At 68.0% G+C, this 25,994-nt stretch carries 27 protein-coding genes, 1 tRNA gene and 2 pseudogenes; 3 read left to right on the top strand and 27 right to left on the bottom strand.

Annotated elements, in window-relative coordinates; all coding sequences use genetic code 11:
* From MLE27_RS01440 to MLE27_RS01430, 3 genes and pseudogenes are all read right to left on the bottom strand, one after another.
* Nucleotides 1-542 (bottom strand): annotated as a pseudogene (locus MLE27_RS01440) (transposase); the annotation flags it as partial.
* 68 nt (nucleotides 543-610) lie between these two features.
* Nucleotides 611-973 (bottom strand): annotated as a pseudogene (locus MLE27_RS01435) (DJ-1/PfpI family protein); the annotation flags it as partial.
* 169 nt (nucleotides 974-1,142) lie between these two features.
* Entirely contained in the window at nucleotides 1,143-1,943 is an 801-nt protein-coding gene (locus MLE27_RS01430; RefSeq protein ID WP_243310069.1) for an AraC family transcriptional regulator, read from the bottom strand.
* 84 nt (nucleotides 1,944-2,027) lie between these two features.
* On the opposite strand from MLE27_RS01430, the gene MLE27_RS01425 reads away from it, so the two are divergent.
* A complete protein-coding gene (locus tag MLE27_RS01425) occupies nucleotides 2,028-3,026 on the top strand; it encodes a bile acid:sodium symporter family protein (protein WP_243310068.1) in 999 nt (332 codons plus the stop codon).
* A 132-nt stretch (nucleotides 3,027-3,158) separates the two neighbouring features.
* On the opposite strand, the gene dxs is transcribed toward MLE27_RS01425, so the two are convergent.
* From dxs to MLE27_RS01385, 8 genes are all read right to left on the bottom strand, one after another.
* Complete coding sequence (gene dxs / locus MLE27_RS01420) at nucleotides 3,159-5,063, bottom strand: 1-deoxy-D-xylulose-5-phosphate synthase (RefSeq protein ID WP_243310067.1); 1,905 nt, start codon at nucleotides 5,061-5,063, stop codon at nucleotides 3,159-3,161.
* A gap of 74 nt (nucleotides 5,064-5,137) precedes the next feature.
* Complete coding sequence (locus MLE27_RS01415; protein WP_243310080.1) at nucleotides 5,138-6,025, bottom strand: polyprenyl synthetase family protein; 888 nt, start codon at nucleotides 6,023-6,025, stop codon at nucleotides 5,138-5,140.
* A gap of 4 nt (nucleotides 6,026-6,029) precedes the next feature.
* On the bottom strand, nucleotides 6,030-6,260 hold the full coding sequence (gene xseB, locus MLE27_RS01410; protein WP_243310066.1) for an exodeoxyribonuclease VII small subunit: 231 nt from the start codon (nucleotides 6,258-6,260) through the stop codon (nucleotides 6,030-6,032).
* Nucleotides 6,257-7,192 carry a M23 family metallopeptidase gene (locus MLE27_RS01405; protein WP_243310065.1) on the bottom strand — a complete coding sequence of 312 codons (936 nt, stop codon included), beginning with the start codon at nucleotides 7,190-7,192 and terminating at the stop codon, nucleotides 6,257-6,259. Before MLE27_RS01405 ends, xseB begins: the two co-directional genes overlap by 4 nt.
* The gene (gene xseA, locus MLE27_RS01400) at nucleotides 7,189-8,586 is read right to left on the bottom strand and encodes an exodeoxyribonuclease VII large subunit (RefSeq protein WP_243310064.1); all 1,398 of its coding nucleotides are present in this window, start codon (nucleotides 8,584-8,586) and stop codon (nucleotides 7,189-7,191) included. The genes MLE27_RS01405 and xseA overlap by 4 nt, the downstream gene beginning before the upstream one ends.
* Nucleotides 8,587-8,712: 126 nt before the next feature.
* Nucleotides 8,713-10,437, bottom strand: a complete 1,725-nt coding sequence (locus tag MLE27_RS01395) for a proline--tRNA ligase (RefSeq protein ID WP_243310063.1) — start codon at nucleotides 10,435-10,437, stop codon at nucleotides 8,713-8,715.
* Complete coding sequence (gene ispG / locus MLE27_RS01390) at nucleotides 10,428-11,531, bottom strand: flavodoxin-dependent (E)-4-hydroxy-3-methylbut-2-enyl-diphosphate synthase (protein WP_243310062.1); 1,104 nt, start codon at nucleotides 11,529-11,531, stop codon at nucleotides 10,428-10,430. Before ispG ends, MLE27_RS01395 begins: the two co-directional genes overlap by 10 nt.
* 71 nt (nucleotides 11,532-11,602) lie before the next feature.
* Nucleotides 11,603-12,262, bottom strand: coding sequence for a phosphoadenosine phosphosulfate reductase family protein (locus MLE27_RS01385; protein WP_243310061.1), 660 nt, complete (start codon nucleotides 12,260-12,262; stop codon nucleotides 11,603-11,605).
* 49 nt (nucleotides 12,263-12,311) lie between these two features.
* Between MLE27_RS01385 and MLE27_RS01380 the strand changes: the two genes are divergently transcribed.
* Complete coding sequence (locus tag MLE27_RS01380) at nucleotides 12,312-12,746, top strand: pyridoxamine 5'-phosphate oxidase family protein (protein ID WP_243310060.1); 435 nt, start codon at nucleotides 12,312-12,314, stop codon at nucleotides 12,744-12,746.
* 61 nt (nucleotides 12,747-12,807) lie between these two features.
* A tRNA-Arg gene (locus tag MLE27_RS01375) sits at nucleotides 12,808-12,883 on the top strand.
* Between the two features lie 213 nt (nucleotides 12,884-13,096).
* On the opposite strand, the gene MLE27_RS01370 is transcribed toward MLE27_RS01375, so the two are convergent.
* From MLE27_RS01370 to MLE27_RS01295, 16 genes are all read right to left on the bottom strand, one after another.
* Complete coding sequence (locus tag MLE27_RS01370; RefSeq protein WP_243310059.1) at nucleotides 13,097-13,858, bottom strand: sulfite exporter TauE/SafE family protein; 762 nt, start codon at nucleotides 13,856-13,858, stop codon at nucleotides 13,097-13,099.
* Between the two features lie 64 nt (nucleotides 13,859-13,922).
* Nucleotides 13,923-14,846 carry an amidohydrolase family protein gene (locus MLE27_RS01365; RefSeq protein WP_243310058.1) on the bottom strand — a complete coding sequence of 308 codons (924 nt, stop codon included), beginning with the start codon at nucleotides 14,844-14,846 and terminating at the stop codon, nucleotides 13,923-13,925.
* 4 nt (nucleotides 14,847-14,850) lie between these two features.
* A complete protein-coding gene (gene eutJ / locus MLE27_RS01360) occupies nucleotides 14,851-15,705 on the bottom strand; it encodes an ethanolamine utilization protein EutJ (RefSeq protein ID WP_243310057.1) in 855 nt (284 codons plus the stop codon).
* A 3-nt stretch (nucleotides 15,706-15,708) separates the two neighbouring features.
* Nucleotides 15,709-17,127 (bottom strand): aldehyde dehydrogenase family protein, encoded by a 1,419-nt coding sequence (locus tag MLE27_RS01355; RefSeq protein ID WP_243310056.1) that lies wholly within the window; start codon nucleotides 17,125-17,127, stop codon nucleotides 15,709-15,711.
* Nucleotides 17,128-17,148: 21 nt separating this feature from the next.
* A complete protein-coding gene (locus MLE27_RS01350) occupies nucleotides 17,149-17,433 on the bottom strand; it encodes a EutN/CcmL family microcompartment protein (protein WP_243310055.1) in 285 nt (94 codons plus the stop codon).
* A gap of 44 nt (nucleotides 17,434-17,477) precedes the next feature.
* On the bottom strand, nucleotides 17,478-17,753 hold the full coding sequence (gene eutM / locus MLE27_RS01345) for an ethanolamine utilization microcompartment protein EutM (RefSeq protein ID WP_243310054.1): 276 nt from the start codon (nucleotides 17,751-17,753) through the stop codon (nucleotides 17,478-17,480).
* A gap of 59 nt (nucleotides 17,754-17,812) precedes the next feature.
* Complete coding sequence (locus tag MLE27_RS01340) at nucleotides 17,813-18,211, bottom strand: BMC domain-containing protein (protein WP_243310053.1); 399 nt, start codon at nucleotides 18,209-18,211, stop codon at nucleotides 17,813-17,815.
* A gap of 11 nt (nucleotides 18,212-18,222) precedes the next feature.
* A complete protein-coding gene (locus MLE27_RS01335; protein WP_243310052.1) occupies nucleotides 18,223-18,780 on the bottom strand; it encodes a BMC domain-containing protein in 558 nt (185 codons plus the stop codon).
* A 1-nt stretch (nucleotide 18,781) separates the two neighbouring features.
* Nucleotides 18,782-20,152 (bottom strand): 4Fe-4S dicluster domain-containing protein, encoded by a 1,371-nt coding sequence (locus MLE27_RS01330; protein WP_243310051.1) that lies wholly within the window; start codon nucleotides 20,150-20,152, stop codon nucleotides 18,782-18,784.
* A gap of 21 nt (nucleotides 20,153-20,173) precedes the next feature.
* Nucleotides 20,174-20,458 (bottom strand): ethanolamine utilization microcompartment protein EutM, encoded by a 285-nt coding sequence (gene eutM / locus MLE27_RS01325; protein WP_336605592.1) that lies wholly within the window; start codon nucleotides 20,456-20,458, stop codon nucleotides 20,174-20,176.
* 48 nt (nucleotides 20,459-20,506) lie between these two features.
* Complete coding sequence (locus MLE27_RS01320; protein ID WP_243310050.1) at nucleotides 20,507-21,508, bottom strand: phosphate acetyltransferase; 1,002 nt, start codon at nucleotides 21,506-21,508, stop codon at nucleotides 20,507-20,509.
* Nucleotides 21,509-21,525: 17 nt separating this feature from the next.
* Nucleotides 21,526-22,266: a cupin domain-containing protein gene (locus tag MLE27_RS01315; protein ID WP_243310049.1), complete on the bottom strand. Its 741-nt coding sequence runs from the start codon at nucleotides 22,264-22,266 to the stop codon at nucleotides 21,526-21,528.
* An 88-nt stretch (nucleotides 22,267-22,354) separates the two neighbouring features.
* Entirely contained in the window at nucleotides 22,355-23,269 is a 915-nt protein-coding gene (locus tag MLE27_RS01310; protein ID WP_243310048.1) for an ABC transporter ATP-binding protein, read from the bottom strand.
* A 12-nt stretch (nucleotides 23,270-23,281) separates the two neighbouring features.
* A complete protein-coding gene (locus tag MLE27_RS01305; RefSeq protein WP_243310047.1) occupies nucleotides 23,282-24,088 on the bottom strand; it encodes an ABC transporter permease in 807 nt (268 codons plus the stop codon).
* Nucleotides 24,089-24,122: 34 nt separating this feature from the next.
* Complete coding sequence (locus MLE27_RS01300) at nucleotides 24,123-24,971, bottom strand: ABC transporter ATP-binding protein (protein ID WP_243310046.1); 849 nt, start codon at nucleotides 24,969-24,971, stop codon at nucleotides 24,123-24,125.
* Complete coding sequence (locus MLE27_RS01295; protein ID WP_243310045.1) at nucleotides 24,968-25,870, bottom strand: ABC transporter permease; 903 nt, start codon at nucleotides 25,868-25,870, stop codon at nucleotides 24,968-24,970. The genes MLE27_RS01300 and MLE27_RS01295 overlap by 4 nt, the downstream gene beginning before the upstream one ends.
* Between the last annotated feature and the right edge of the window lie 124 nt (nucleotides 25,871-25,994).

Below are 25,994 nucleotides of genomic sequence, written 5' to 3'. Positions count from 1 at the left end.
CAGTTCCAGCTCACAATAAATCCTGTACACACGTTTGTGGTTCCAGCCGTATCCTTTCACGTTACGCAGATACAGGAAGCAGAGCCCGAAGCCCCAGTTGCGATGGTTGGCAGTCAGCCTCACCAACCAGTCGGCCACGAATTCGTTCTCGTCAGACAGCTTGGGCTCATACCGGTAACACGTCTGACTGATGCCAAACGCCGCGCAGGCTTGCCTGATGGTCAGGGCCTTTCCCTTCACGGCGTCTTTGGCCATCTCACGGCGGCGAGATGGCCTTGCTACTTTTTTCCGAGCGCCTCCCGGAGAACATCGGCCTTCATCTGGGCTTCAGCGTACATGCGCTTGAGTCGGCGATTCTCCTCCTCAAGCTCCTTCATCCGAGCCATGAGGGAAGCGTCCATGCCACCGTATTTCGCCCGCCACTTGTAGAACGTGGCGCTGCTCATGCCGTGTTCGCGGCAAAGTTCCGGCACGGCGATGCCGTTTTCGGCTTGCTTCAGGATGCTCAGGATCTGACTGTCGGAGTAGCGGGACGTCTTCATGTAAAATCTCCTCGCCTGGGTTTACGAGAAAATTCTACTTTTCAGAACAACCTTTTATTGGGGGGATTACCGTGGCACACGGCGGCGATGGGTTTTTCCGCCGCGCTGAAGTGGCGGACGATCTCCAGAACCCTGGGGTTGAGCCGGATGTACTCCGGGGCGCGGCCTCCGGGGATCACCAGGCCGTCATAGTCCGCAGGGTCGACCGCGTCGAAATCGTGGTTGATGGCGAACCTGTGCCCGGGCTTCTCCGAGTAGGTCTGGTCGCCCTCGAAGTCGTGCACCGCCGTCTTCACCGTGTCTCCGGCCTTCTTGCCCGGGCACACGGCATGAACGTCATGCCCCACCATCTGCAGCATCTGGAAAGGCACCATGGCCTCGTAGTCCTCGACGAAATCGCCGACGAGCATCAGGATCTTCTTCACGGACATACGGCGCTCCTTGCTGTTGTTGCGTTGGGAGTGCGCTTTGCGAACCGCACTGGCTTTTCCATAGCGGATTCTGCGTATTTGAAAAGGGCTAATCCCCACAGGCATTTCGCACACCGAATCAATTGGGACGCGAAGCGGCATGGCGGGCTTGGCCCGGCATCATCGGCGATCAGGAATCCGCGCGCTGGAAGAACTCGCCCGGCGTTCTGCCGAAGCGCTTCCTGAACGCCGCGATGAAGGCCGAGGTGGACTCGTACCCCGCGTCCAGGGCCACGGCGGTGACGCTCTGCCCCCCGGCCAGGGCCGTGAGCGAAAGCAGCAGCCGCAGCCGCTGCCGCCAGTCCCGGAAGGAGAGGCCCGTCTCCCGCTGGAACAGGCGGATGAGCGTCTTGTCGGAGATCCCGGCCTCGTGGGCCAGTTGGGCGCGGGTGCGCTTGTCGTCGGGGTGATCCTTGAGGGCCTGGCAGACCTTGCGGAGGCGCTCGTCGGAAGGGAACGGAAGGGAGAAGTCCACCTCGGGCAGGCCCTCCATCTGATCCAGGAGCACCGCCACAAGCCGGGCTTCCGGCCCCTCCCCCGGATACTCCGCCGGGATGCGCGACACGGCCTGGAGCAGCTCGCGCATGAGCGGCGTCACCTCCAGCACCTTGCACTTCCCCAGGAACGGTTCGGCCACGGCCGAAGCATCGACATAGAGCGAGCGCATCTCGGCCTCGGACGAATTGGTGACGCTGTGCCGCGTGTCCGGGGGTATCCACACGGCCCTGTCCGGCGGGGCCACGTGGCTGCCCGTGGCCGTGCTCACCTCCAGCACGCCCTTGGAGGCGTAGGTGAACTGCCCCCAGGGGTGGCTGTGCACGCGCGTGCGCGACCCTGCGGGCAGTATCTCCAGGCGCACGAACACCGGCCTGGGCAGGTGGACCAGCGCGGGGAGCTCGCGTTCGGTGAAAATTTGTCCGTTTGGCGACATAAGTTGGATTTCTATCGATATCGCACAGCCCTGTCAAAGCGTAGACCCCTCTTGCGGCGTATGGCCGCGAAAGGAGAATGCGTCATGATCGGCAAGGCTTTGCGCAAGATGGCGAAGGACTGGTTTCTGGTTGGGATGATCAGCGCCGTGGTGCTGGCCACCCTGTTCCCCTGGATCGGCAAGACCGGCGGCGCGATACACGCCGACAAGCTGGCGGACTGGGGCATCTGCGCCGTGTTCCTGTTGCACGGCCTGGGTCTCTCCACCGAGAAGATGTGGGCAGGCATGTCCCGCTGGAAGCTGCACCTCACCGTGCAGCTCATGACCTTCGCCATGTTCCCGCTGCTCTGGCTGGCGCTGGACGCGGCGTTCGGCAAGCTTTTGCCCCCGGCGTTGCTGCTGGGCTTCTTCTACCTCTGCGCCCTGCCCTCCACCATCTCCTCCTCGGTGGCCATGACCGGCATCGCCAAAGGCAACGTGCCCGGGGCCATCTTCAACGCCACCCTTTCGAGCCTTCTGGGCGTGTTCCTGACTCCGCTGCTCATCAGCTTCGTCACCGGCGCCAGCGGCGAGGGCATCCCCCTTGGCCAGGCCATCTTCAAGATCGCCACCCTGCTCCTGCTGCCCTTCCTGATCGGCCAGGGCCTGCGCCCCTTGCTGGGCACCTGGTTCGACAAGCACAAGAAGACCATCAACCCCTTCGACAAGTGCGTGATCCTGCTCCTGGTGTTCAGCTCCTTCTGCGACTCGGTGGTCTCCGGGCTGTGGACCGACTACGGCGTGGGCACGCTGGGCTTCGCATTCGCGGGGGCGGCGCTGATCCTGGCCATCGTGCTGACCAGCACCACCTTCATCGCCGCGCGCCTGGGCTTCTGCACCGAGGACCGCATCACCGCCGTGATGTGCGGCTCCAAGAAGACCCTGGCCTCGGGCGTGCCCATGGCCAAGATGCTCTTCGGCGCGCACCCGGCCCTGGGCCTGATCGTGCTGCCCATCATGTTCTACCACCAGCTCCAGCTCTTCGCCTGCTCCATCCTGGCAGAGCGCTACGCCCGCAGGCTGGCCGTGCCCGCCGGCAAGTAGCCCCGCTCCCGGCAGGCAAACCCGATACACCTCCGGCGGCGCGGCCTTCCAACCCAGGGCCGCGCCAATGAACAAGGGCCGTTTCCGCACCAGCGGAAACGGCCCTTACGATTTTTATGCGCCGCGTGGGCCTCAGCCCCGGGCGAGCTCCAGCGCGGCGGCCTTGATGCCGCCCTTGGCGATGCCCAGCATTTCCCGCAGAACTTTCTGGGGACCGTGCTCCACGAAATGATCCGGGATGCCCAGGCGCTTCACCGTAAGCCCGGAGAGGGCGTCAGCGTCGGCCAGGCACTCCAGCACGGCGGAACCGAACCCACCCTGGAGGGCGTTCTCCTCCACGGTGAGCATGGCCTTGAAGCGCCCGGCCAGAGCCGCGAGGTCGGCGGCGGGCAGCGGCTTGACGAAGCGCGCGTTGTACACGGCCACGCTCAGTCCCTCTTCGGCCTCCAGCTCGATGGCGGCCTGCAGCGCGGGGAGCACCCGGCTGCCGATGGCCACGATCACCGCGTCCTTGCCGTCGCGCAGCAGTTCGCCCTCGCCGATGGGCAGCGCTGCGGGCTCGCCCTCGCGGGCGCTGCCCACGCCGACGCCGCGCAGATAGCGGATGGCCACGGGGCCGTCGTGCTTCATGGCGGTGGCCAGCATGCGCTGCAGCTCGGCCTCGTCCATGGGAGCCATGAGCACCAGGTTGGGGATGTGGCGCAGGAAGGAGAGGTCGAACACGCCGTGGTGGGTTGCTCCGTCCTCGCCCACGAGACCCCCCCGGTCCAGGCAGAGGGTCACGGGGAGGTTCTGCAGGCAGACGTCGTGCACGATCTGGTCGTAGCTGCGCTGCAGGAAGGTGGAATAGATGGCCACGACGGGCTTGAGCCCCTGGGTGGCCAGCCCCGCCGCGAAGGTCACGGCGTGCTGTTCGCAGATGCCCACGTCCACGAAGCGCTCGGGATAGAGCTGGGCGAAGCGGGCCAGGCCCGTGCCCTCGGGCATGGCGGCGGTGATGGCCACGATGCGCGGGTCCTTCTCCGCGAGGCAGCACAGGGTGTGTCCGAAGACATCGGTGTAGCTGGGCAGCTTGGAGGCGGAAAGCTTGATGATCTCGCCCGTTTCCGGCTCGAAGGAGCCCACGCCGTGGTAGTAGGTGGGGTTGCGCTCCGCCGGGCTGTAGCCGCGCCCCTTCTGAGTGAGCACGTGCACCAGCACCGGGCCGCTCATCTCGCGCACCTCCTTGAAGACGGAGGTGAGCTTGGGCAGGTCGTGCCCGTCGATGGGGCCCAGGTAGTTGAAGTGGAAGGCCTCGAAGAGCATTCCCGGGGTGAAGAACCCCTTGAAGGATTCCTCGCCGCGCTTGACGATCTCCACCATCTCCTGGCCGTAGGGCAGGTGCCTGGCCACGGACTCGAACTCGCGCTTGGCGCGCACGATCCAGCGGTTGGAGAGCTTGCGCGAGAGAAACAGCGAGAGCGCGCCCACGTTCTTGGAGATGGACATCTTGTTGTCGTTGAGCACCACCACCAGGTCCCGGTCGTCGCCGCCGGCCTGGTTCAGGCCCTCGTAGGCCAGGCCGGCGGTCATGGAGCCGTCGCCGATCACGGCCAGCACCTTGTGCTTCTGGCCCAGCAGGTCGCGGGCCATGGCCAGGCCCGAGGCGGCGGAGATGGAGGTGCTGGAGTGGCCGGTGCCGAAGTGGTCGAAGGGGCTCTCGGCCATGCGCGGGAAGCCGCTGACACCGCCCATGGTGCGCAGGGTGTGGAAGGTGTCCTTGCGGCCGGTGAGCAGCTTGTAGGCGTAGGCCTGGTGTCCCACGTCCCAGACGAACTTGTCGCGTGCGGGGTCGAAGACGCTGAGCATGGCCAGGGTCAGCTCCACCACGCCCAGCGATGGGGCTAGGTGGCCGCCGTTATGCGACACCGTGGAGATGATGACCTCGCGCAGGTCCTCCGCGAGCAGGGCGAGCTCCTCCTGGGTGAGGGCCGCCACGTCGGACGGGGCGTTTATGCGCGGCAACACTTCCAGCGGACGTTCCAGGAACTGCGACATTATACCTCTCTTCTCCCTACATGCGGCGGCTTCGATGCCTGCCGCCCGGCTCGGCCATCCGGCCCGGCTCCCGTTCAGGAGACCCGGTCCACTATGTAGCGCGCCAGATCCTTGAGGAAATCGGCCTCCTCGCCGCTGAACAGGGCCAGGCTCTCCACGGCGTGGGCCGCGTGCCTGCGGGCCAGGTCCATGCTGCGTTCCACGCCGATGAGCGAAGGATAGGTGGTCTTGCCCTGCTGTTCGTCGGAGCCCACGGGCTTGCCCAGGGTGCTTTCGTCGCCCACCACATCCAGCACGTCGTCCACGATCTGGAAGGCGGCCCCCACGGACTGCCCGTAGGCTCTGGCCCGCTCCACGCCGTGGGCGTCGGCCCCGGCAAGCTGGGCTCCGCAGACGCAGGCGGCGGTGATGAGCGCGCCGGTCTTGAGGGCCTGCATCTCGCGCAGCTCCTCCAGGCTGACCCCGGCCTTGGCGGTGTAGGCCATGTCCAGGGCCTGGCCGCCGACCATGCCCGCCGCGCCCGCCGCGCGGGCCAGGGTGGCGGTGGCCTGCATGACCCGGTCCGCCGGGATGTCGCCGCAGCTGGCGGTCATGAGGGTGAAGGCCTCGGTGAGCAGGGCGTCGCCCGCCAGGATGGCCATGGCCTCCCCGAACACCTTGTGGTTGGAGGGGCGGCCCCGGCGCAGGTCGTCGTCGTCCATGGCCGGCAGGTCGTCGTGGATGAGCGAATAGGTGTGGATGAACTCGAAGGAGGCCGCGAAAGGCAGCGCGGCGTGGGCGGGCGCGCCCATCATGCGCGCGAAGCACAGGCACAGCACCGGGCGCAGGCGCTTGCCGCCGGCGAGCAGGCTGTATTCCATGGCCTCCAGCAATCCGGCGGGTATCCCCTTGCCCTTCAGCGAGGAGCGCAGGTAGCCCTCCACCTCGCGAGCGTAGTCCTTGAGTCTGTTCTTGACGGTAATCACATCAATTCTCCTCGCCGTCCCCGGGCGTGAAAGGCACGACCCCCTCGGGGGTCACCTTGTTGACCGTCAGACGGGCCTTGTCCAACTGCTTGCGGCAGGCGGCCGCCAGGGCCATGCCTTCCTTGTAGAGGTCCACGCCCTTCTCCAGGGCGGGCTCGCCGGATTCGAGCTGCTCAACGATACGCTGCAGCCGCTCGATATTGTTCTCGAAACTGTTCTTGTCGACGCTCATGAGCCCCCCTTGGAGCCGCCGCCGGACGTGACGCCCGCCTCGAAAAGGGAGGTGGGGTCCACGTTCTGGCCCAGAATCTTCAAGCCGAAATGCAGGTGCGGCCCCGTGGCGCGCCCAGTTGCGCCCACCCGGCCGATTTCCTGGCCGCGCTCCACCCGCTGGCCTTCGGCCACGCCGATGCCGCTCAAGTGGAAGTACATGGAGAACACCCCGTTCCCGTGATCCAGGAACACGGACTTCCCGTTGTAGTAGAAGTCGCCCACGAGGGCCACCCTGCCCTGTCCGGCCGCCAGCACGGGCTCGCCCTTGAAGCCGTCCAGGTCCAGCCCGGAGTGTGAGCTGCGGGGCTGGCCGTTGAGGATGCGGCGCAGGCCGAAGGCGCTGGTGACCTCGCCGGGCACGGGCCGAAGCAGGGGCAGGCTCCAGAGGCGCACGGGCGAGGCCACGGCCACGGCCTGGGCCACCAGCTCCTGCTCGCGCTTGATGCGGGCCTGGTCCTCCTTGGAGGGAGTGACCATCTTCGGCGGCAGGGTGAGGCGCTGCTCCGGGAACACCCCGGGCGCGACGCGCACCGCGCACGCGACCTGGTCCCGCCCCCCATCGGAGGCGACCGTCACGACGTGCTCACCCGGGGCCAGGCCGAGCCCGGCCCCCAGCAGCACCTGCGCGCGGGACGCCCCGCCCTCGCGCACAAGCGAAATTTCCGCCCTCTTGCCCAGCCACTCCACTACGACGGATTTGGCCGCGCCAGCCGCGCGGATATCCACCAGGAAGGGATGGCCCTCGGCCACCTCGTCCGGGGCTGTGACGCTGAGGCCCCCTTTGGTCTGCGTTGCCGCCAGAGCCGAGCCTGCGGACAGCGCCAAGATCAAAAGCAGCGACAAGAGCAACGCCAGAGCCGGAGCCGCAATCAGTCGCGCGGCCCGGATCATGGCTCCCGCCTGTGCACGCCGGTGACCCGCGCGGCCACCGATCCGTCGCGCACCCGGATTTCCAGGGCGTCGCCGGGGTGCGCGTCGGCCGTGCTGCGCAGGAAGCTGCCGTCCGCCCTGCGCACCAGGGAATACCCTCGTTCCAAAGGCAGTTCGGGGTCCAGACCGCGAAGGTGAGCCTCCAGGAGCGTGAGCCGCGAGTCCGCGCGCTCAAGGCTTCTCTGCCCCACGGCGGCCAGCCGCTGGCGCAGGGACTCAAGCCTGCCCTCGAAGCCGGCCAGCCTGGGCGCGCCGAAGGCCCAAAGCCTGCGCTCGAGCCCATCGAGGGCTTCGCCACGGCGCAGCGGCAGGCCCGCGCCCGCACGCAGTAGGCGCATGGAAAGATCGTCCAGCTTCTCGCCCATGCGCTCCACCCGTCCGCGCGGGGAAAGCCAGGCCAGGGCCTTCTCCAGCGTGCCGAGCCTGTCCCCGGCGGCTTGCAAACGTCGCCCGAAGGCACGGGTGAGCGCGGTTTCCAACTCGTCCGCACGTTGGGCCAGCACAGCCCGCTCCGGCCAGAGCACCTGGGCCGCGTGGCTGGGGGTGGCGGCGCGCACGTCCGCCACCAGGTCCGCGATGGTCACGTCCACCTCGTGCCCCACGCCGCAAAGCACAGGGATGGGGCTGCGATAGACCGCGTGGGCCACGGGCTCGGTGTTGAAGGCCCAGAGATCCTCCAGGGAGCCGCCGCCCCGGATGAGCACCGTCACCTGGGCCCAGCCGTCTGACCCTGCGGCGTCCAGCGCCGCCCCGATCTGCCCCGGCGCGGCCTCGCCCTGCACCAGCACCGGGTGGATGCGTATCTCGCAGCCGGTGCCCCGGGCCGAACCCACGCGCAGGAAGTCCTGTATGGCGGCGCCGGTCGCGGCGGTGACCACGGCCACACGTACCGGGTTGTGCGGCAGGGGGCGCTTGCGCTCCTGCGCGAAATACCCGGCCTCCTGCAGCTTGCGCTTTAAGGCCTCGAACTCCAGGGCCAGCTTGCCCAGGCCCATGTCCTGCACGTATTCGGCCACCAGTTGGTAGGCCCCGCGCGGGGCGTACACGGTGAGCCGCCCAGCGCAGAGCACCTCCATACCGTCGGCCAGCCAACCCGACCCGCCGTCGCCTTCGAGAACCTCGCCGGTCAGCGGGTCGTAGCGCTCCGCCTCGCCCAGGGCCACGCCGCGCTGGCTGCCCTTGAACCAGACCACGTTCAGCAGGGCTTCCTCGTCCTTGAGCGAGAAGTAGACGTGCCCCGAGGCGGGCCGGGCCAGGTTGGACACCTGGCCCTTGACCCACACGAAGGGGAACTGCCCTTCCACCACGTCCTTGAGGGCGCGGGTGATCTCTGCGACGCGGAAGATGTGCTGCATCAGGCTGCCGGTACTTCCTCTAGTGTAGCGTCCGCGATATTCGTCCGCATGGTTCCAGCGCACTACACGGGAAAACCATAGAATTAAATTTTGAAAAACAAGTACTTGTTTTTCAAAATTGGGACGTTAGCGTCCGGCCCAGCCCTCGGCTACCTTTCCGCGCCAGGTCGTGAAGGCCTCCTGGAAGCCCTCCACGGGCAGCTCGGCCTTCTCGCCGGTGCGCCGGTCCTTGACTTCGACCACGCCGCGGCCCAGGCCCTTGCCGCCGATGACGATCTGCATGGGGTAGCCGATGAGGTCCGCGTCCTTGAACTTGACGCCCGGGCGCTCGTCGCGGTCGTCCAGCACGGCCTCGATGCCCTGGGCGTTCAGCCAGGCGTACAGCTCCTCGGCCTTGGCCAGGGGCTCGCCCTTGGTGTCCAGGCAGAGCACTGCCGCCTCGAAGGGAGCCAGGGCGGGCGGGAAGGCGATGCCGCCGCCGTCGTGGTTCTGCTCGATGCAGGCGGCCACCACGCGGGAGACGCCGATGCCGTAACAGCCCATGAAGATGATGCGGTCCTTGCCCTGCTCGTCCAGGAAGGTGGCCTTCATGGCCTCGGAATACTTGTAGCCCAGCTTGAAGACGTGGCCGACCTCGATGCCCTTGGTCAGGGAGAGGGGCTTGCCGCACTTGGGGCAGGGGTCGCCCTCGGTGACGGAGCGCAGGTCCGCGTAGCGGGTCAGGGTGGCGTCGCGGTCCAGGTCCACGTGCTTGAGGTGCGCGTCGGCGGCGTTGGCGCCAACCACCCAGTCCGTGCCCCAGGCCAGCTCGCGGTCGGCCAGCACGGTCTTCACGCCAAGGCCCACCGGCCCGGCGAATCCCACGGGGGCCTTGGTCCAGGCCTGGACCTGCTCGGACGTGGCCAGGGCGACGTTGGTGGCGTTCAGTGCGTTCTTGAGCTTCACGTCGTTGAGCTCGCGGTCGCCGCGGACCAGGGCGGCCACGGGCTCGCCGTCAACGTCGAAGAGCAGCGTCTTGACCACCTGGGAGGGCTCCACACCCAGGAACTTGGCGACCTCCTCCACGGTGTGCGCGCCCGGGGTGGGCACCTGCTCGTAGGCGGCGCACACGGCGGGCTTGGCGCACTCGGGTGAGACGGCCTCGGCCTTCTCCAGGTTGGCGCCGTACTCGCAGGCCATGCAGGCGGCGATGGTATCCTCGCCGGTGTCGGCCAGCACCATGAACTCATGCGAATAGTTGCCGCCGATGGAGCCGGTGTCGGCCTCCACGGCGCGGAACTGAAGGCCCAGGCGGGTGAAGATGCGGCAGTAGGCCTCGTACATGGCCTTGTAGCTGGCGTTGGCGCCCTCCTCGTCGCGGTCGAAGGAGTAGGCGTCCTTCATGAGGAACTCGCGCCCGCGCATGAGCCCGAAGCGGGGGCGGATCTCGTCGCGGAACTTGAACTGCACCTGATAGAGGTTCAGGGGCAGCTGGCGGTAGGAGCGCACCTCGTGGCGGATGAGGTCCGTGACGACCTCCTCGTGCGTGGGCCCGAGGCAGTAGTCGCGGTCGTGGCGGTCCTTGAAGCGCAGCAGCTCCTTGCCGTAGACCTCCCAGCGGCCCGTCTCCTGCCAGAGGTCGGCGGGCTGGACGCCGGGCATGAGGATCTCCAGGGCTCCGGCGCGGTCCATCTCCTCGCGCACGATGCGCGCGGCCTTGTTCAGGGAGCGCAGGCCCAGGGGCAGGAACGTGTAGATGCCCGAGGTCAGCTTGCGGATCATGCCGGCGCGCAGCATCAGCTTGTGGCTGACGACTTCGGCGTCGGCGGGGTCTTCCTTCAGGGTGGGGGCGTAGTAGCGGCTCAGGCGCATCTGTTTTCAAACTCCTGGATTATCTGGTCAAGTTCATTCATGAATTCGGTCAGCACGTTGGCCTCCCCGCGAACCTTACGCACCACCTCGCCCTTGCGGAAGATCACGGCGCAGTCGCGGCCGCCAGCCAGCCCGATGTCGGCCTCGCGGGCCTCTCCGGGACCGTTGACCACGCAGCCCATCACCGCAACCTTCACGGGCACCTTCACGCCGCGCAGCTTATGCTCCACGGCCTGGGCCAGTCCGGCCAGGTCGATCTCGGTGCGCCCGCAGGTCGGGCAGGAGACCATCTCCGCCCCGTGTTTGCGGATTCCCAGGCAGCGCAGCAGCTCCCAGGCCACGTCCATTTCCGGCAGGGGGTCGCCCGTGAGCGAGACGCGCAGCGTGTCGCCGATGCCCATCCAAAGCAGGATGCCCAGCCCAACGCCGGACTTGGCGGCCCCGCGCAGCGGGGTTCCGGCCTCGGTGATGCCGATGTGCAGGGGGTAGTCCACCACGTCCGCCAGGCGCGAATAGGCCGCGATGGTGGCGGGCACGGAGGAGGATTTCAGCGAAATCTTGATCTGGTCGAAGTTCTCGTCCTCCAGCATGCGCACGTGGCCCAGGGCGCTCTCCACCATGGCCTCGGGCGTGGGGCCGCCGAACTTCTCCAGCAGGTGCCGCTCCACCGAGCCTGAGTTGACCCCGATGCGGATGGGCGCGCCCGCGTCCTTGGCGGCGCGCACCACGGCGGCCACCTTGTCCTGTCCGCCGATGTTGCCGGGGTTGATGCGCAGGCCGTCCACGCCCGCCTCCAGCGAGGCCAGGGCAAGGCGGTGGTCGAAGTGGATGTCCGCGATGAGGGGCACGGGCGAGGCCGCCTTGATCGCCTTGAGCGCGCGGGCGGCGTCCTCGTCCAGCACGGCCAGGCGCACGATCTCGCACCCGGCATCGGCCAGGGCGCGCACCTGGGCGATGCTGGCCTGGACGTCGCGGGTGTCCGTGTTGGTCATGGACTGGACGCGGATGGGGTTGCCCCCGCCGATGAGCATGTCGCCCAGGCGGATGGCGCGCGTCTCGCGGCGCACGATGGGGGATGGTGTCTCTGCGTTCATGGAGGCGGGAAGCCTAGCCGATTTCCCCGGCAAAGCCAATCGCCGCGACAGGCGGAAATATTCCCGCGGAATCAGAAATATCCCAGGGCGTGCAGCTCGGCCATGCGGGCCTCCTTCTCGCTGTCGCGCCCGCCCCGCTCCCCCTGCCCGGCCCCGGATGGCAGGGTGCAGGGCACGCAGCCGAGCGAACGGTAGCCCCGGTCGTAGAGCTCGCAATAGGGCAGCCCGCGCGCCACGGTGAAGGCCCAGACATCCATCTCGGTCCAGTCCAGCAGGGGGTTGTACTGCACGTAGCCCTCGCGCTCCTCCCTTTCCCGCATGTGGGCGCGCTCGGGGTTCTCGTCGGCGCGCACCCCGGTGAGCAGCGCGCGCACGCCGAGCTCGGCCAGGGCGCGGCGCAGCGGTGCGACCTTCATGGCGCGGCAGCAGGCGATCTTGTCCGCCGCGATCTGCGCGGGGCAATCCTCGGGCAGGGGCCTGGCGATGTACAGCCGCACGCCCCACTCGCTGGCCATGCGGTCCCGGAAGGCCAGCACCTCGGGGAACTTGCAGCCGGTGTCGATGTTGATGGCCAGGGTGTGCTGCGGCGCGGCCTCTCTCCAGAGGGCCAGCAGGGCGGTGGAATCCTTTCCGCCGGTCCAGGCCAGAGCGGCCTCGCCGGGCGGGTGGGCGTCCTTTATGGAGCGCAACAGGTCCAGGGTGTGTTCAAGCTTGTCTTGTAGGCTTTTCATGGGGCTGATAGTGTGTTTATGGCCCGGATGCCGCCCCCAGGAGGAGCACATGCCACCAATACCCGAAGAGATATCCGCCATGATACTGGAGAACAGCCACGGCGTGCTGGCCACCAGCTTCCAGGACGTCCCGCACGCCTCGCTGATGGCCTACGCGGTGCGCCCGGACCTGGAATACATCCATATGGCCACTTCCGCCAGAACCAGGAAGTGGGCCAACCTGCTGGCCAACCCCAGAATGGCCCTGCTCCTCGACGACAGGGGCAACGGCGGCGAGGGCCCCACCAAGGCGCTGACCATCGGCGGCGACCAGGTGAACGTGGCCGGACAGGCCGAGCAGGCGGAGATAGCGAGCGCCCTGCTCGCCCGGCACCCGCACCTGGAGGGGCTGCTCTCTCAGGAAGACATCCGGATAATCCGGCTCAAGCCTCGCTGGTGCTTGTTTTTGAAAGACCCTGAGCATTCCGTTTTCATAAATTTTTAAAAAATTCAGATTCGTGCTTGACGTAAGGGGGGTGTTTCTTTAGAACGCCTTTCTCGACGACGCGCCCGTAGCTCAGCGGATAGAGCGCCGGACTACGAATCCGTAGGCCACAGGTTCAAATCCTGTCGGGCGCACCAAGAAAACAGGGGTTTAGGACAATGGTCCTAAGCCCCTTTTTCAATGGTGTGGGATTCTTCCCACACGGACACTTTCGAAGATTTTGCCATGCGGCATGAGTTTCGGCGTTGATTTGCACCGACATCGGCTCATCGAGCATCATCCCCCGCCGACTTTCCTCCCTGCCTCATAGCATTGGGCTCAGCAGTCATCCACTTGAGCCTTGGGGCCAATCAACCAAACATCACAATCTGCCCAAGGGAGCGCGCCAGCAGGAATCCGCCCACCCCGATGCAGACCACCGCGACCAGCGTGCGCAGGTGCCTACTCCTGATGGAGTGCGCGAAGCGGATGCCTATGATCAGCCCGGCCAGTTGCACCACGGTCAGCCAGGACGCGGCCCCGAAATCGATGATCCCGTGGATGAGGTTGCCCACGGTGCCCGAGCCCGCCGCCGCCACCTGGATCACCTGTCCGGTGGCAACGGCCGTGATGGGGGCGAAGCCCAGCACCACCATGATCGGCACCGAGAGCACCGGCCCGCCCACTCCGGTCAGGCCGGAGATGAACCCCACCACCGCGCCGATGCTCCCAAGCAGCGCAAGGTGCATGGGGGAGCGGCGGTCGAAGGCGAACGGCCCGGACCCGGAGGCCGGTTTGAGCACGTAGGCCCCGGCGAAGATGATCACCAGGGCCAGGGCCGTGTTCAGCCAGAGCACGTTGACCCGCGAGTTCACCAGCGCGCCCAGGTAACCGAAGACCAAGGCTCCGGCGCAGATGGGCATGGCGATGAGCCAGTCGATGCTGCCCTTGCGGTGGAACATGTAGGTGCCGATGACCGCGGTGAAGATGAAGCTGAAGAGCGCGGTGGCCATGGCCTCGTGCGTGTCCATGCCCGTGAAGGCGGCGATGGCAGGAATGAGCAGGATTCCGCCGATCCCCACGGTGCCTATGAGCACCCCCACGAAAAAGGCTATCGCCGCCAGAGAGAACATCGGATGCGTCCTTGTGAGCCGCCCGGGGCGCGGCAATGGTTCATCAAGCGCCGGGCCAGGCCGGTCATGCCTTCAGCCGGGCCAGGACCTCGCGCACGATGTCCGCGACCATGTCCCGGGTGTTGTCGGCATCCACGGCGGGGGCCGCCGGCTCGGTCTTCAGCCCCAGGAGCCTGGCCGCGTTGTCGTGCATGATCTTGCGGCGCACCTCGGGCTTGAAATTCAGGCTCTCGTAGGTCTTGAGCGCCTCCCGGAAGTCCACGAAGGGGTGGGCGCTGGCGTAGAGGATCTTGTCCCCGATCATGGTGTTGGCGGCCTGCACGTATGCCTCGGACATGGGCGAGAACTCGTATTCCGAAAGCTCGATGTACACGTTTCGGTTGCGCTGGGCCACGATGATCGCCTCGTTGACCCAGGGGTAGCCGCCGTGGCTGATGATGATCTTCAGCTCCGGGAAGTCGCGGGCCACGAAGTCGATGTAGCGCGGGGCCACGTGGTCGATGATGGCACCGGGCACCAGGGTGGCCGGGCCGGTGGTGAACACGATGGGCACCTCCAACTCGCAGCACTTGGCGTAGATGGGATAGTATTTGGCGTCGTTGGCGTAGATCTGGGCCAGGTAGGGGTCCACGGCGGCGCCGCGCATGCCCAGGTCGTTCACGGCGGCGCGCAGCTCGTACACGGCGGCCATGCCCTTGTGCGGGTCGAGCCCCACGAAGCCGAAGAACTTGTCCGGAAACTTCTTCACGAACTTGATCACGCTGTCGTTGTTGGACTTTGCCCCGTAGGTGGTCTCGCAGTCGCGCCCGGTGATCACGGCCCGCACCACGCCGTGGCGGTCCAGGTCGGCCACAACCTCCTCCACGGTCTGGGGCTTCATCCTGGAGAAGTCGATGGATTCGCACAACCCCTTGAACATCTTGCTGTTCTGGATGCCGGAGATGGTCTGCTGGGTGTTGGGCCTGAAGCGGAAGTCGATGACCTTCATTGTCTCAACCCCTTGTGGTTTTGCGGGTGTCGGGGCGCCCGGCGGGCGCGGTTTGCAGCGAGGCGATGGCCAGGGGCGTGAGCAGCAGCGGCTGGCTCGGCAGGGTGACGGGCAGGCCCAGTTCGGCCTCCAGCACCCCGGCCGCGCCCGGCAGGCAGCAGGTGCCGCCCGAAAGGATGATGCGCCCCACCTGGTGGCCCCGGATGTGCCCGGCCACGATGTCCCCGATGCGCTGCAGGGTCGGGCGGACCAGGTTCAGCACGTCGTGGGCCTCGGGCTCGCGCTTGATCCGCTCGGCCTCCTCGAAGTCCACCCCGTAGTGTCCGGCCAGCACCAGACTCAGGTGCCTGCCTCCGGTGGGCTCGTCTGCGCTGAACACCACGCGCCCGTCATGGACCACGGCCGTGCCGGTTGTGCCGCCGCCGATGTCCACCACGGCGGCTTCGTCCAGCCGCAGCAGCTCGGCCACGCAGCTGGGCTCGTCGCGCACCGCCGTGACCTCCAGCCAGGCCGCCTCCAGGATGTTGGTGGACAGCCTGGGATCGGTGCCGGGCGGGAAGGACGTGGAGGCGTGGCTGATCTCCATCCCGGTGCGCTTGCGGGCCTTGGTGACCATGTCGCGCACGATGTCCACCGCGCCCATGTAGTCCACCACCACGCCGTCGCGCACCACCTCGGCCCACTCCAGGAACGCGGCCACCGGCTCCCCGGAGGCGTCCAGCACCATGAGCACCACGTCGGCGGTGCCCAGGTCCACGCCCACGCTCAGGGGGCCGCTCACCGTGACCGGCTCCTCCCGGTTCAGGATGGCGGCGGCGGCGTCAAGGCGCGCCTGGAGCTGGTCCCAGTCGAGAGTCATGGCTCACACGATCCTGAAGCTGCCCACCAGCGTGCAGCGGCGCAGGCGCACGAAGGTCCGGGCGTTGGTGACGCCCTCGCCGGTGGGGGTGGAGATGGTCATGGAGGTCCAGCCCTCGCCGCCCGCGCCCAGGCCAGCCACATGGGGCCCGTTCTTCACGAACAGGCTGGTGTTCATGCGCCTGGCCAGGACGTCCATGTGCTCGATGTCCCGGGAGTACATGCCCGCCGTGTGCCGCAGGCCCCGCTCCAGCAGCATGGACCACTCCACGGCCTCGGCGAAGTCCCGGGCGCGTAGCAGCGGCAAGAGCGGCATCATCTGCTCCACGCGGGCGAACACGTGGTCCACCTCCCGGCCCACGTCCACGAACAGCAGGCGGCAGGAATCCGGCACGGAGAAGCCTCCGGCCCTGGCCAGCTCCGCCGCGTCGCGGCCCACCCACTTGGGGTTGGGGCGGCACTTGGGGCCGGGGTGGTCGAGCATCACGGCCCGGGCCACGGCCTCGGCCTGCTCCCGGGTGATCTCCACCGCGCCCACGCCGGCAAGTTCGCGCTTGAGGCCCTCGGCCACGGCCTCAACCACGATGATCTCCTTCTCGTCGGCGCAGACGATGTTGTTGTCGAAGGAGGCCCCGTCGTAGATGCCCTTGGCCGCGCGGGCCAGGTCCGCCGTCTCGTCCACCACCACGGGGGGGTTGCCCGCCCCGGCGGCGATCAGGCGCTTGTTGGTGGTCTTGCGGGCCGCCTCGACCACGGCCTCGCCCCCGGTCACCACCAGCAGGTCGATGCCCGGCCAAGTGAACAGCTGGCGCGCGGCGTCGATGGTGGGCTCCTTGACGCAAGTCATCAGGTTGCCGATCCCGGTTTCCTCGTGCACGGCCCGGTTGAGTATCCGGATGGCCTCCTGCGTGGTGCGCTTGGCCCCGGGATGCGGGGCGAAGACCACGGCGTTGCCGCCCGAGATCATGCTGATGGAGTTGTTGATGACGGTGGCCGCCGGGTTGGTGGAGGGCGTCACCGAGGCGATCACGCCCCAGGCCGCGTTCTCCACCAGGGTCAGGCCCATGTCGCCGGTGATGGCGCTGGGCGAGAGAATCTCGGGGCCGGGGGTGCGGTCCGCCACCAGAAGGTTCTTTTTGACCTTGTCCTCGATGCGGCCCATGCCGGTCTCGTCCACGGCCATCTCCGCCAGGCGCCGCGCGTTGGAGCGGGCGGCGCGGCGCACGGCCAGCACCACGCGCTCGCGCAGGGCCAGGGAGTCCAGGCGCAGGTGGGCCGCCTCGGCCGCGGCCACCGCGTCCTCCAGGCGCTCGAACACGCCCCAGTCGCCCTGGGCCGGGGCGCGGGGCTCCACGGCCGCCGCTGTCCGGCCGAGCTGCCTGAGCACCTCGTCGACAATTTGTTCTATCTCTTCGCTGCGCATGGCCACCGCCTTCAGAAGGAATTACTTTTTGTAGAACATTCTATCGCGCGAGCAGACCTGGTCCACGATGCCGATGACCGAGAGGTCCAGCGGTGTTTTGGCGTCCACCACCATCCGGGCCGAACTGCCCCGGACCAGCAGCACCACCTCGCCCTCGCCCGCCCCCAGCACGTCCGCCGCCACCTGGGCGGGCCGGGTGACGTTGCCCTGGGCGTCCATCACGTCCACCAGCAGGAACGTCAGGTTCGGCAAACCCGGATCGCGCACCGTGGACACCACCTGTCCGACCACCTTGCCCAGTTCCATGCGATTTCTCCCGCGCGCCGGGGCGAACCCGGCTGCTTGCCTGGTTATTTCCGGGTTATGGGGAAGATGCCCTCGAGGTCGCCGTGGGGACGGGGGATCACGTGCACGGCGACCACCTCGCCCACGCGCTGCGCGGCGGCGGCCCCGGCGTCGGTGGCGGCCTTGCAGGCGGCCACGTCGCCGCGCACCAGGGCGGTGACGTAGCCGCCGCCGATGCGCTCGTAACCCACCAGCTCCACGCGGGCGGCCTTGGTCATGGCGTCGGCCGCCTCGATGAGCGCGGTCATGCCCTTGGTCTCGATCATGCCCAGTGCGTCCATGGTCGTTCTCCTTGCTGGGTTGATGTCGCTGCGCGGGGGATGTCTGGCTGTCCCCGGCCCTAGCGCGCCTTGCCCCTGGGTTTGCCCTTCCCGGCCGGGGCCTGCTTCGCGGTTTTCCCGGATGAGGCCTGCTTCGCGGCCTGCCTGAACATGGAGCCCACATGCCGGGTGATCAGCGCCCCTGTGTCGTCCCAGGGCCGGGCGATGAGGTTGCTGGTCACGTAGCCCCCCAGGCGCTCTGCCGAGGCCCGGCCCGCGTCCACCGCAGCCCGGCAGGCCGCGAGGTCGCCCTCGCAGACCACACACAGGAGCCCGGCGTCCGCGTTGCACACGGACTTCACCCGCACCCTGGCAGCCTTGCCCATGGCGTCGGCCACTTCCACGGCGGCGATCAGCCCGAAGGTCTCCACGAACCCCAGGGCGTCGCCGTTCAAACTCTCGCGTTCTTCGGATGCCACGGGCAGCCTCCTCACATGATGTAGGGCAGAAGTTCGGGGGACAGCCCGGGGATGACCACGCTGCGCACCAGCAGCCCCGAGGCCGACACGGCCGCCGATCCGGCCGAGGCCGAGGCCTGCACCTCCGCCACGGAGCCGGTGAACAGGCACAGGGCCTTGCCGCCCAGGCCCATGGCCAGGCGCACCTCCAGCAGGTGCACCCCGGCGGCCTTCACGGCGGTGTCCGCCGCCACGATGGCCGAGGCCGCCGAGAAGGTCTCGATGACCCCCAGCGCGGAGCCGTGGGCGATCTCCACAGCGCAGGACAGGGCCAGAACCACCTCCGGGGCGATGTTCGGGATCACGAAATGGTCCACCGCCGAGTCCGCGCCCATGGCCAGCCCGGCCTCCACCGAGGCCCGCACCGAGGCCACGTCCGCGTGCACCGAGGCTACGAACTTGCCCGGGCAGATGGTCTTCATCAGAAGCGGCGAGACGCTGGCCGCCTTGAGCATGGCGTCGGCCGCCTCGATGCCCGCCGCGATGGAGTTGAACTCGATCATGCCCACGGCCTGGAGATTCGGCTTCACTTCAGGCTCCTTTGACCACGACGGATGCGCCGGTTTCCGTGACCACCCCGCCGATGGATGCGTGGATGCGGGCGCCCAGCGCGCCCTCGGGGATTTCGCCCAGCAGGTCGCCCACGGCCACCCTGTCGCCGGGCGCGACCACGGCAACGGCCGGGGCGCCGATGTGCTGGCGCAGGGGGATGCGCACCTCGCCGGGCGTGAACAGGCCCGCGAACTCCGGGTGGATGTCCATGTAGGGGGCTAGGCCGGTCTTGGAGGCCAGGCGCGAGGCCGGTATCTTGCGGAAGGGTCTCAGCTCGGCCTGCGCGGGGCGCACCTCGCGCGGGCGCTGGTAGCCCACGCCGCGCTCCCGGAAGGCAGCCTTGAACAGGGCGTTGATGCGCCGGGGCGAGAGCCGCATGGGGCAGCTGAACAGCTCGCAGACCCCGCACTCGCAGCAGAGCAGGGCCTGCTGTGCGCCCTGGGCCGCCTCCGCCCCGATTCCTGCGCCCGCTCCAAAGGCCTTCATGACCCGGTGGGTCTCAAAGGAGTGGCCCACCAGATACCTGGGGCAGAGGTCCGTACAGTAGCGGCACTGGATGCAGGCTGTGGCCGCCCTCTTGCGCATGACCTCGGGCGTGAGCGTGGCGGCCTCGTGCAGGAAGTGGCCGCGCGGCAGCACGATCAGCCCGCCCGTGGTCTTGGTGACCACCGCCTCGGCCAGGGCCGCGCGGTCCTCCAGGAAGCGGCCCATCATGGGGCCGCCCAGCAGGAACACGGGGTCGGCCGCGACGGGGCCGCCGCAGAAGTCCAGTATCTCGGCCAGGCTGGTGCCGAGCGGGGCCTCCAGCACGCAGGGGCGGGCCACCTCGCCCGTGACAGTGAGCGTCTTGCGCGTGACCGGCAGCCCGTCCAGGGCCTGGCTCACCGAGGCCAGGGTGCCCACGTTGGCCACCAGGGCGTCCACGTCCTTGGGCAGGCCCAGGGGCGGGATGGTCCTGCCTGTGACCTCGTGCACCAGGATGTGCTCGTCCCCGGCGGGATAGAAGTTGTCCAACCGGGCCAACTCCAGCCCCGCACTTGCGCAGGGGCCTTCCAGGGCCCGGGCCACGTCCGCGTACTTGGCCTTGATGGCCACCACGCCGCGCTGTGCGCCCACGGCGGCCATGACCTCCCTGAGCGCACGGGTTATCTCCCCCGCGCGGGTGCGCATCAGGTGCTGGTCCGTGTAAAGCAGGGGCTCGCATTCGCAGCCGTTGGCGATGACCACGCCCGCGCGCGTGTCGTACTTGACGTGGGCCGGGAACCCGGCCCCGCCCTCGCCTACGACACCGGCCCCGCGGACCGCGTCGAGCAGCGCCCGCGCTGCGCCGCTGGCAGGTGGCATGCCCATGCTGTCCCCCGCTCCGGCCCGCTATTTGCGCTTCAGGGGGAAGATGTCTTCCAGGTCGCCGTGGGGACGCGGGATCACATGCACCGCGATCACCTCGCCCACGCGCTTGGCCGCGGCGGCCCCGGCGTCGGTGGCGGCCTTGCAGGCGGCAACGTCGCCGCGCACCAGGGCGGTCACCAGGCCGCCGCCGATCTGCTGGTAGCCCACCAGCTGCACCCTCGCCGCCTTGACCATGGCGTCCGCCGCCTCGATGAGCGCGGTCAGCCCCCGTGTCTCGATCATGCCTAATGCGTCCATCGAATCCATGCGAAGCCTCCTTGATGCAACTGGTTAGGCGCAGCCCTTCCGCGTTCCCTATTGGGGCAGGGTCCCTCTGCGCAGGCACAGCCCGATCACCGCGACAGTGTAGATGTCCTTGGCGCTGCACCCTCGGGAGAGGTCGTGCCAGCCGCCCTCGAATCCCTGGAGGAACGGGCCCAGCGCGGTATAGCCCGCCAGCCGCTCCACCAGCTTGTAGCCGATGTTCCCGGCCTCCAGGCTCGGAAACACGAACACGTTGGCCCGCCCGCCCAGGATGCTTCCCGGGGCCTTGAGGGCCGCCACCTCGGGCAGGGAGGCCGCGTCGAACTGCAGCTCGCCGTCGATGGCCACGTCCGGGGCGCGCTGACTGGCCAGCTCCACGGCCTCGCGCACCATGGCCGCGCGGGGATGCTCGGCGCTGCCCTTGGTGGAGAAGGAGAGCATGGCCACCCGGGGGTCCTCGCCGAGCAGCGTGCGGGCCATGCCCGCCGAGGAGACGGCGATGTCCGCCAGGGTCTCGGCCGTGGGCTCGGGCACCACGGCGCAGTCCGCGAACACGAAGCGGCGCTCGCCGTCCGGGGAGATCATCAGGAAAAAGCTGGAGACGGTCTTGATGCCGGGCTTCCTGGGCAGGATGGCCAGCCCGGCCCGGAGCATGTCCGCCGTGGAGGAGAGGTTCCCGCCCACGCCGACCTCCACCTCGCCCCGGCGCACCATCATGGCCGAGGCGGCCAGGGGGCAGCGCATGGCCGCCTGGGCGACCTCGGGGCTTACGGGCTTGCCCTTCTGTTCGCGGATGGCCAGGAATTCCTCGGTGTTGCGCCGCAGCAGCTCGGGACCGGCGTGGTCCACAACGGTCAGCCCGGCGGGGTTCAGGCGAGCCACGCGCAGCTTCTCGCGCACCGCGAAGGGGGAGTGCATGAGCACCGGCTCGGCCAGGCCCTCCTCCTTCAGGCGGGCGGCGGCGGCCAGCACGCGCTGGTCCAGGCTGTCCGGGAAGGCGACAACCCCGGGGTTCTCCCGGCAGGCGCGGATGCAGCGTTCGAGAATGTTCATGGTCGCGGCCCGGCCTGTCAGTGCGCGTTGACGCAGGCCATCATCACCCGCGACGGCGTGCTGTAGAGGACTTTCGCGCCCTTGGGCAGGTAGACCATGTCCCCGGGCTTGCCGATGATGGTCCTGCCGCCCACGGTCAGGTGCAGCTCGCCTTCGATGACCACGCCCAGCTCGGCCGCGTCCACCTCCCGGCTGAACGAGGCCCGCTCCCAGGCCAGATAGCCTGCGGCCAGCGCGGCCTCGCCCGGGGAGCCCAGGGCCTCGGCCAGCAGGGCCTGGCCGGGCACGTCCGCCGCCTTGCCGCCCTGCCGGAGGAGCCTGGCGGCCTCGATGTAGCGGACCCCGCCTTCGCAGAGCGTAGCTGCCCCTTGTTCGGCAGGTTCGGCAGCGGCCGCCCCGCCCGCCCCGCCGGGATGAGACGGCATGCGGGCGGCCACCGCGCCGCGCACCAGCCGCTCCACTTCGGCCGGATCCGAGCCCGGGGGCAACTTGGCGCACACGGCCCGCACCAGCTGGCTGACCAGAGGAGCCGTGCCCGCGCCGGACGAAGCCTCGCCCACGCCCGGAGCCGCAGCCTGCGCGGCCGAAGCGGCCGGTGCGCGGGCGTCGCACTCTCCAGGCAGGGCCACGCCGAGCTCCAGGGCCCGTTCGCGGGCCTGGTCCGTGACGATGCACTCGCAGTCCGGCGCGGCCAGGATCTTCTGGCCGGTCGCGGCCGCCTGGAGGATGTCGGCCTCGGTGATGATGCATTTCGCCATTGCTGCCTCCCGGGGCGGTTGCGTAGCGTTGACGCCCGTCAGGCTCCCGGTGCCGGGCACCGGGTCCGTCGGGCGAAGCTTGACGCGCCTACTGCCTGGTTTCCTCGCCCGGGCCTTCCTTGCAGGAGGGCACGGCTTGGTCCTGCCCCATCTGTGAGCAGGCCTCCAGGAAGTCGGCCGCGTTGACCGCCCCCGCCGCGAAGGACTTCATGGCCTCCTCGTGCAGGAGTTCCAGCGCCTCCATCTTGCAGTCCTGGTAGGCCTTGGAGGTGAGCATGGCGAACTCGCGCGGCCTGGGCAGGTCCACCTCGATGACCTTCTTCACCCGCGCGGGCCTGTTGGTCAGGATGAGCAGCTTGTCGGCCAGGAAGATGGCCTCCTCCAGTTCGGAGGTGACGAAGAGGTTGGTGCCCCGGTGCTCCTCGAAGAGGCGCACATAGTATTCCTGCATGAGGGCCCTGGTCATGGCGTCCAGGCCCCGGAAAGGCTCGTCCATGAGCATGACCTTGGGCTGGTTGATCATGGCCCGCACCAGCTCCGCCCGGCGCTGCATGCCGCCCGAGAGCTGCGAGGGGTATTTGTCCTTGAAATCCCGCAGGCCCACCAGGTCCAGGAGCTTCATGGTCTCCCGCCGGAACTCCGCCTCGGGCATCTTGCGCTGCACGCGCGGGCCGTAGCTCACGTTCTCGTAGGTGGTCATCCAGGGGAACAGGGCCGTCTCCTGGAAGACTACCAGGCGGTCGGGGCCCGGCTCGCAGACGGGCTTGCCGTCCAGGAGGACGCTTCCGGCGTCCGGGGCCTCGTAGCCCGCCAGCACATTGACCAGGGTGCTCTTGCCGCAGCCCGAGGGTCCGATGAGCACGGTGAGCTTGCCCTTCTCCAGGGTGAAGGAGCAGTCGCAGAGCACCTGCTTGTGCAGCGGCCCGAGCCCGAAGCCCTTGGCCACGCCGGTTACGGTCATCTCTCCGGCGCCCATGCCGGGGGTCAGTTGCGTCTGGCTCATGGGTGGTGCTCCTTAGAAGGTCCGCAGCCAGGGGGTCAGGCGGCTGCCGATCATGCGGATGAGGGCCGAGGACACGTAACCCGCGATGCCGATGCTCATCATGCCGATGATGATGAGGGGATATTCGCCCGCCACGTAGGCCCGCCAGGTGAGGAAGCCCAGGCCCGAGCGGCTGGCGATCATCTCCGCCGCCACCACCACCGCCCAGGTGATGCCCATGCCCACGGTCATGCCCACCACGATGCTGGGCAGGGTGGCCGGGAGCATCACCCGCCAGAATATGTCCGAGCGGGAGGAGCCCAGGGAGTGGGCCGCGCGGATGTAGCGCAGGTCGATGCTGCTGGCGCCGCCCACGATGTTCAGCACCACGGTGAAGAAGGCCCCCAGGAAGGTCACGAACATCATGGAGAGCTCCGTGGTGGGCCAGAAGATCACCGCGATGGGCACCCAGGCCAGGGGCGGGATGGGGCGCATGATCTCGAAGATCGGGTAGATCAGCTCGCGCGCGGTGCGGTTAACGCCCAGCAGCAGCCCCAGCGGGATGCCCAGCACCTGGGCTATCGCAAACCCCGTGAGGATGCGCACGAAGCTGTCCAGCCAGGACATCCAGTAGGCCGGGCTGACGAGCTGCTTGCCCAGGGCCGCCAGGACGGCGGAGGGAGGGGGCACGTTGCCGATGATCGGCACTCCGAGCCGGGAGCAGATCTCCCAGAGTATGGTAAAGATGATGATGGAGGCGATGCCGCGCCCCGTGGTCAGGCTGAAGACGCTCTTCCTGAATTTCACCCAATTGAACTGCTGGCTGCTGGCTGTTGCCATGGCGACTGTCTCCGGTGTGAAAAGGACCGATCCGTCAGGCCATTTCCCGCTCGCCGGCCTTGAAGGCCTTGAGGGCCTCCTCGTGCACGGCCTCGATGCACTCCTTCTTCAGCCTGATGTAGGTGGCCGAGGAGAGCGCGCGGAAGTCGCGGGGACGGGGGATGTCCACGTTGAGGATGGTCTTGATCTGCGCCGGGCGGGTGGTCATGATGTAGACCTTGGAGCCCAGGAAGATGGCCTCCTCCAGATCGTGGGTGATGAAGAACACGGTCTTCTTGCTCTTGTCGTAGACGTCGAGCAGGAACTGGTGGACCACCGTTTTGGTCAGGGCGTCCATGGCCCGGAAGGGCTCGTCCAGCAGCAGGACGCTGGGGTCGTTCATCATGGCCCGGGCGATCTCCACGCGCCGGCGCATGCCGGAGGAGATCTCGCTGGGGTAGTTGTTCTCGATGCCCTCCAGGCCCATCTGGCCGAGCATGGCCCGGGCCTTGTCCTTGGCGTCCTTCTCGTTCACGCCGCCCTGGACCACCGGGCCGAAGGTCACGTTCTCGAGCACGGTGTACCAGGGGAAGAGCGCCCCGTTCTGGAAGACCACGATCCTGTCCGAGCCGGGCTGGGTCCGCTTCTGGCCGCTGCAGAGCAGCTCGCCGTCCAGGTGGATCTCGCCGGAGGTGATGCTGTGGAACCCGGCGATGGCGTTCAGAAGGGTGGTCTTGCCGCAGCCCGAGGGCCCGACGACCACGCAGAACTCGCCCGCCTCGATCTCCATGGAGCAGTTGTCCACGGCCAGGACCTTGGCCCCGTCGGGGTCGTACACCTTGGTCACGTTGCGGATGCTGATGCGTCCGCGTTCATTAGTCGCAATCTTTTCAGCGGTGTTCATCGCGCGGCCTCCCTGACTTTCCATTGCATCAGCCGGTCGCCCACCATGCGGATGAGCGAGCTGGAGAAACCGCCGATCACCCCCAGGGTGACCATGGCGATGACGATGACCGGGTACTGCACCATGATGAACGAGTTCCAGATCAGGTAGCCGAGCCCGTATTCGCCGGCCAGCATCTCGCCGGCCACCAGGGAGAACCAGGCGAAGCCCATGCTGATCTGCAGGCCCGTGAAGATGAAGGGCAGCGAGCCCGGCAGGATGACCTTGAAGAAAACCTGGCGCGGCTTGGCCCCGAGCGAGCTGGCCGCCCGGAAGTAGACCTCGTCGATGGACTCCACGCCCAGCAGGGTGTTCAGCACCGTGGCGAAGAAGGAGCCAAGGAAGGTCAGAAAGATGATCGATGCCTCGCGCCCCGGCCACATCAGGATGGAGAGCGGCACCCAGGCCAGCATGGGGATGGGTCGCAGGGTCTCCAGCAGGGGGAAGGTGTAGTCCTTGAAGGTCTTCTTCCAGCCCATGAACAGCCCGATGGGCACGCCCAGCACCGTGGCCAGGATGAAGGCCTGGAGCACGCGCCAGATGCTGGTGAAGATGTGGTGGTAGTACTCCGGGGAGTAGATGGAGATGCCGTAGGCCGGATCGCGGGAGACCCACTCCTGGAAGACGGCCACCGGTCCGGGCAGCTTGTTGAACCAGGGCAGCTTGAACCGCTCCGTGGCCAGGTACCAGAATACGATAAAACCGACGATGCCCAGGACGTTCAGATACGGGCTCGGGCTCTTGAGCCACTGCTTGAGGCTGAACAGGGTGATCTGCCAGGAGCTCAGCGCGCCGCCCTGCTCCGCCGGCGCGGTCACAGTGGTCGGGGTCGCCGCTGTTGTAGCTGTTGCGTTGGTCACGGAAGAGCCTCCACCTTGTCGTTGCCCGGATCGCTCCGGGGCTGTTTCCTGTGCCGTGGCCGCTGTGGCTCGCGCCGCAAGAGACGGTGGCCCTGCCCTGGTGGGCGCGGCGAGGGGCCGCGCG

The sequence above is a fragment of the Fundidesulfovibrio agrisoli genome (assembly GCF_022808715.1).
Classification (GTDB): domain Bacteria; phylum Desulfobacterota; class Desulfovibrionia; order Desulfovibrionales; family Desulfovibrionaceae; genus Fundidesulfovibrio; species Fundidesulfovibrio agrisoli.
The sequence above is the reverse complement of the archived record's forward strand: the minus strand, read 5'-3'. Positions and strand labels throughout refer to the sequence as shown.

Excerpts from the sequence above, each read along its gene's own strand:
- MLE27_RS01305 (WP_243310047.1), bottom strand. The coding sequence starts at position 24,088 with ATGGCAACAGCCAGCAGCCAGCAGTTCAATTGGGTGAAATTCAGGAAG.
- MLE27_RS01380 (WP_243310060.1), top strand. The coding sequence starts at position 12,312 with ATGCCACCAATACCCGAAGAGATATCCGCCATGATACTGGAGAACAGC.
- MLE27_RS01330 (WP_243310051.1), bottom strand. The coding sequence starts at position 20,152 with ATGGGCATGCCACCTGCCAGCGGCGCAGCGCGGGCGCTGCTCGACGCG.
- xseB (WP_243310066.1), bottom strand. The coding sequence starts at position 6,260 with ATGAGCGTCGACAAGAACAGTTTCGAGAACAATATCGAGCGGCTGCAG.
- xseA (WP_243310064.1), bottom strand. The coding sequence starts at position 8,586 with ATGCAGCACATCTTCCGCGTCGCAGAGATCACCCGCGCCCTCAAGGAC.
- MLE27_RS01395 (WP_243310063.1), bottom strand. The coding sequence starts at position 10,437 with ATGCGCCTGAGCCGCTACTACGCCCCCACCCTGAAGGAAGACCCCGCC.
- MLE27_RS01355 (WP_243310056.1), bottom strand. The coding sequence starts at position 17,127 with ATGCGCAGCGAAGAGATAGAACAAATTGTCGACGAGGTGCTCAGGCAG.
- MLE27_RS01320 (WP_243310050.1), bottom strand. The coding sequence starts at position 21,508 with ATGAACATTCTCGAACGCTGCATCCGCGCCTGCCGGGAGAACCCCGGG.
- MLE27_RS01405 (WP_243310065.1), bottom strand. The coding sequence starts at position 7,192 with ATGATCCGGGCCGCGCGACTGATTGCGGCTCCGGCTCTGGCGTTGCTC.
- MLE27_RS01300 (WP_243310046.1), bottom strand. The coding sequence starts at position 24,971 with ATGAACACCGCTGAAAAGATTGCGACTAATGAACGCGGACGCATCAGC.
- MLE27_RS01365 (WP_243310058.1), bottom strand. The coding sequence starts at position 14,846 with ATGAAGGTCATCGACTTCCGCTTCAGGCCCAACACCCAGCAGACCATC.
- MLE27_RS01315 (WP_243310049.1), bottom strand. The coding sequence starts at position 22,266 with ATGGCGAAATGCATCATCACCGAGGCCGACATCCTCCAGGCGGCCGCG.
- MLE27_RS01310 (WP_243310048.1), bottom strand. The coding sequence starts at position 23,269 with ATGAGCCAGACGCAACTGACCCCCGGCATGGGCGCCGGAGAGATGACC.
- eutJ (WP_243310057.1), bottom strand. The coding sequence starts at position 15,705 with ATGACTCTCGACTGGGACCAGCTCCAGGCGCGCCTTGACGCCGCCGCC.
- ispG (WP_243310062.1), bottom strand. The coding sequence starts at position 11,531 with ATGAACGCAGAGACACCATCCCCCATCGTGCGCCGCGAGACGCGCGCC.
- dxs (WP_243310067.1), bottom strand. The coding sequence starts at position 5,063 with ATGTCGCAGTTCCTGGAACGTCCGCTGGAAGTGTTGCCGCGCATAAAC.
- MLE27_RS01425 (WP_243310068.1), top strand. The coding sequence starts at position 2,028 with ATGATCGGCAAGGCTTTGCGCAAGATGGCGAAGGACTGGTTTCTGGTT.
- MLE27_RS01370 (WP_243310059.1), bottom strand. The coding sequence starts at position 13,858 with ATGTTCTCTCTGGCGGCGATAGCCTTTTTCGTGGGGGTGCTCATAGGC.
- MLE27_RS01430 (WP_243310069.1), bottom strand. The coding sequence starts at position 1,943 with ATGTCGCCAAACGGACAAATTTTCACCGAACGCGAGCTCCCCGCGCTG.
- MLE27_RS01350 (WP_243310055.1), bottom strand. The coding sequence starts at position 17,433 with ATGGAACTGGGCAAGGTGGTCGGACAGGTGGTGTCCACGGTGCGCGAT.
- eutM (WP_336605592.1), bottom strand. The coding sequence starts at position 20,458 with ATGGATTCGATGGACGCATTAGGCATGATCGAGACACGGGGGCTGACC.
- MLE27_RS01385 (WP_243310061.1), bottom strand. The coding sequence starts at position 12,262 with ATGAAAAGCCTACAAGACAAGCTTGAACACACCCTGGACCTGTTGCGC.
- eutM (WP_243310054.1), bottom strand. The coding sequence starts at position 17,753 with ATGGACGCACTGGGCATGATCGAGACCAAGGGCATGACCGCGCTCATC.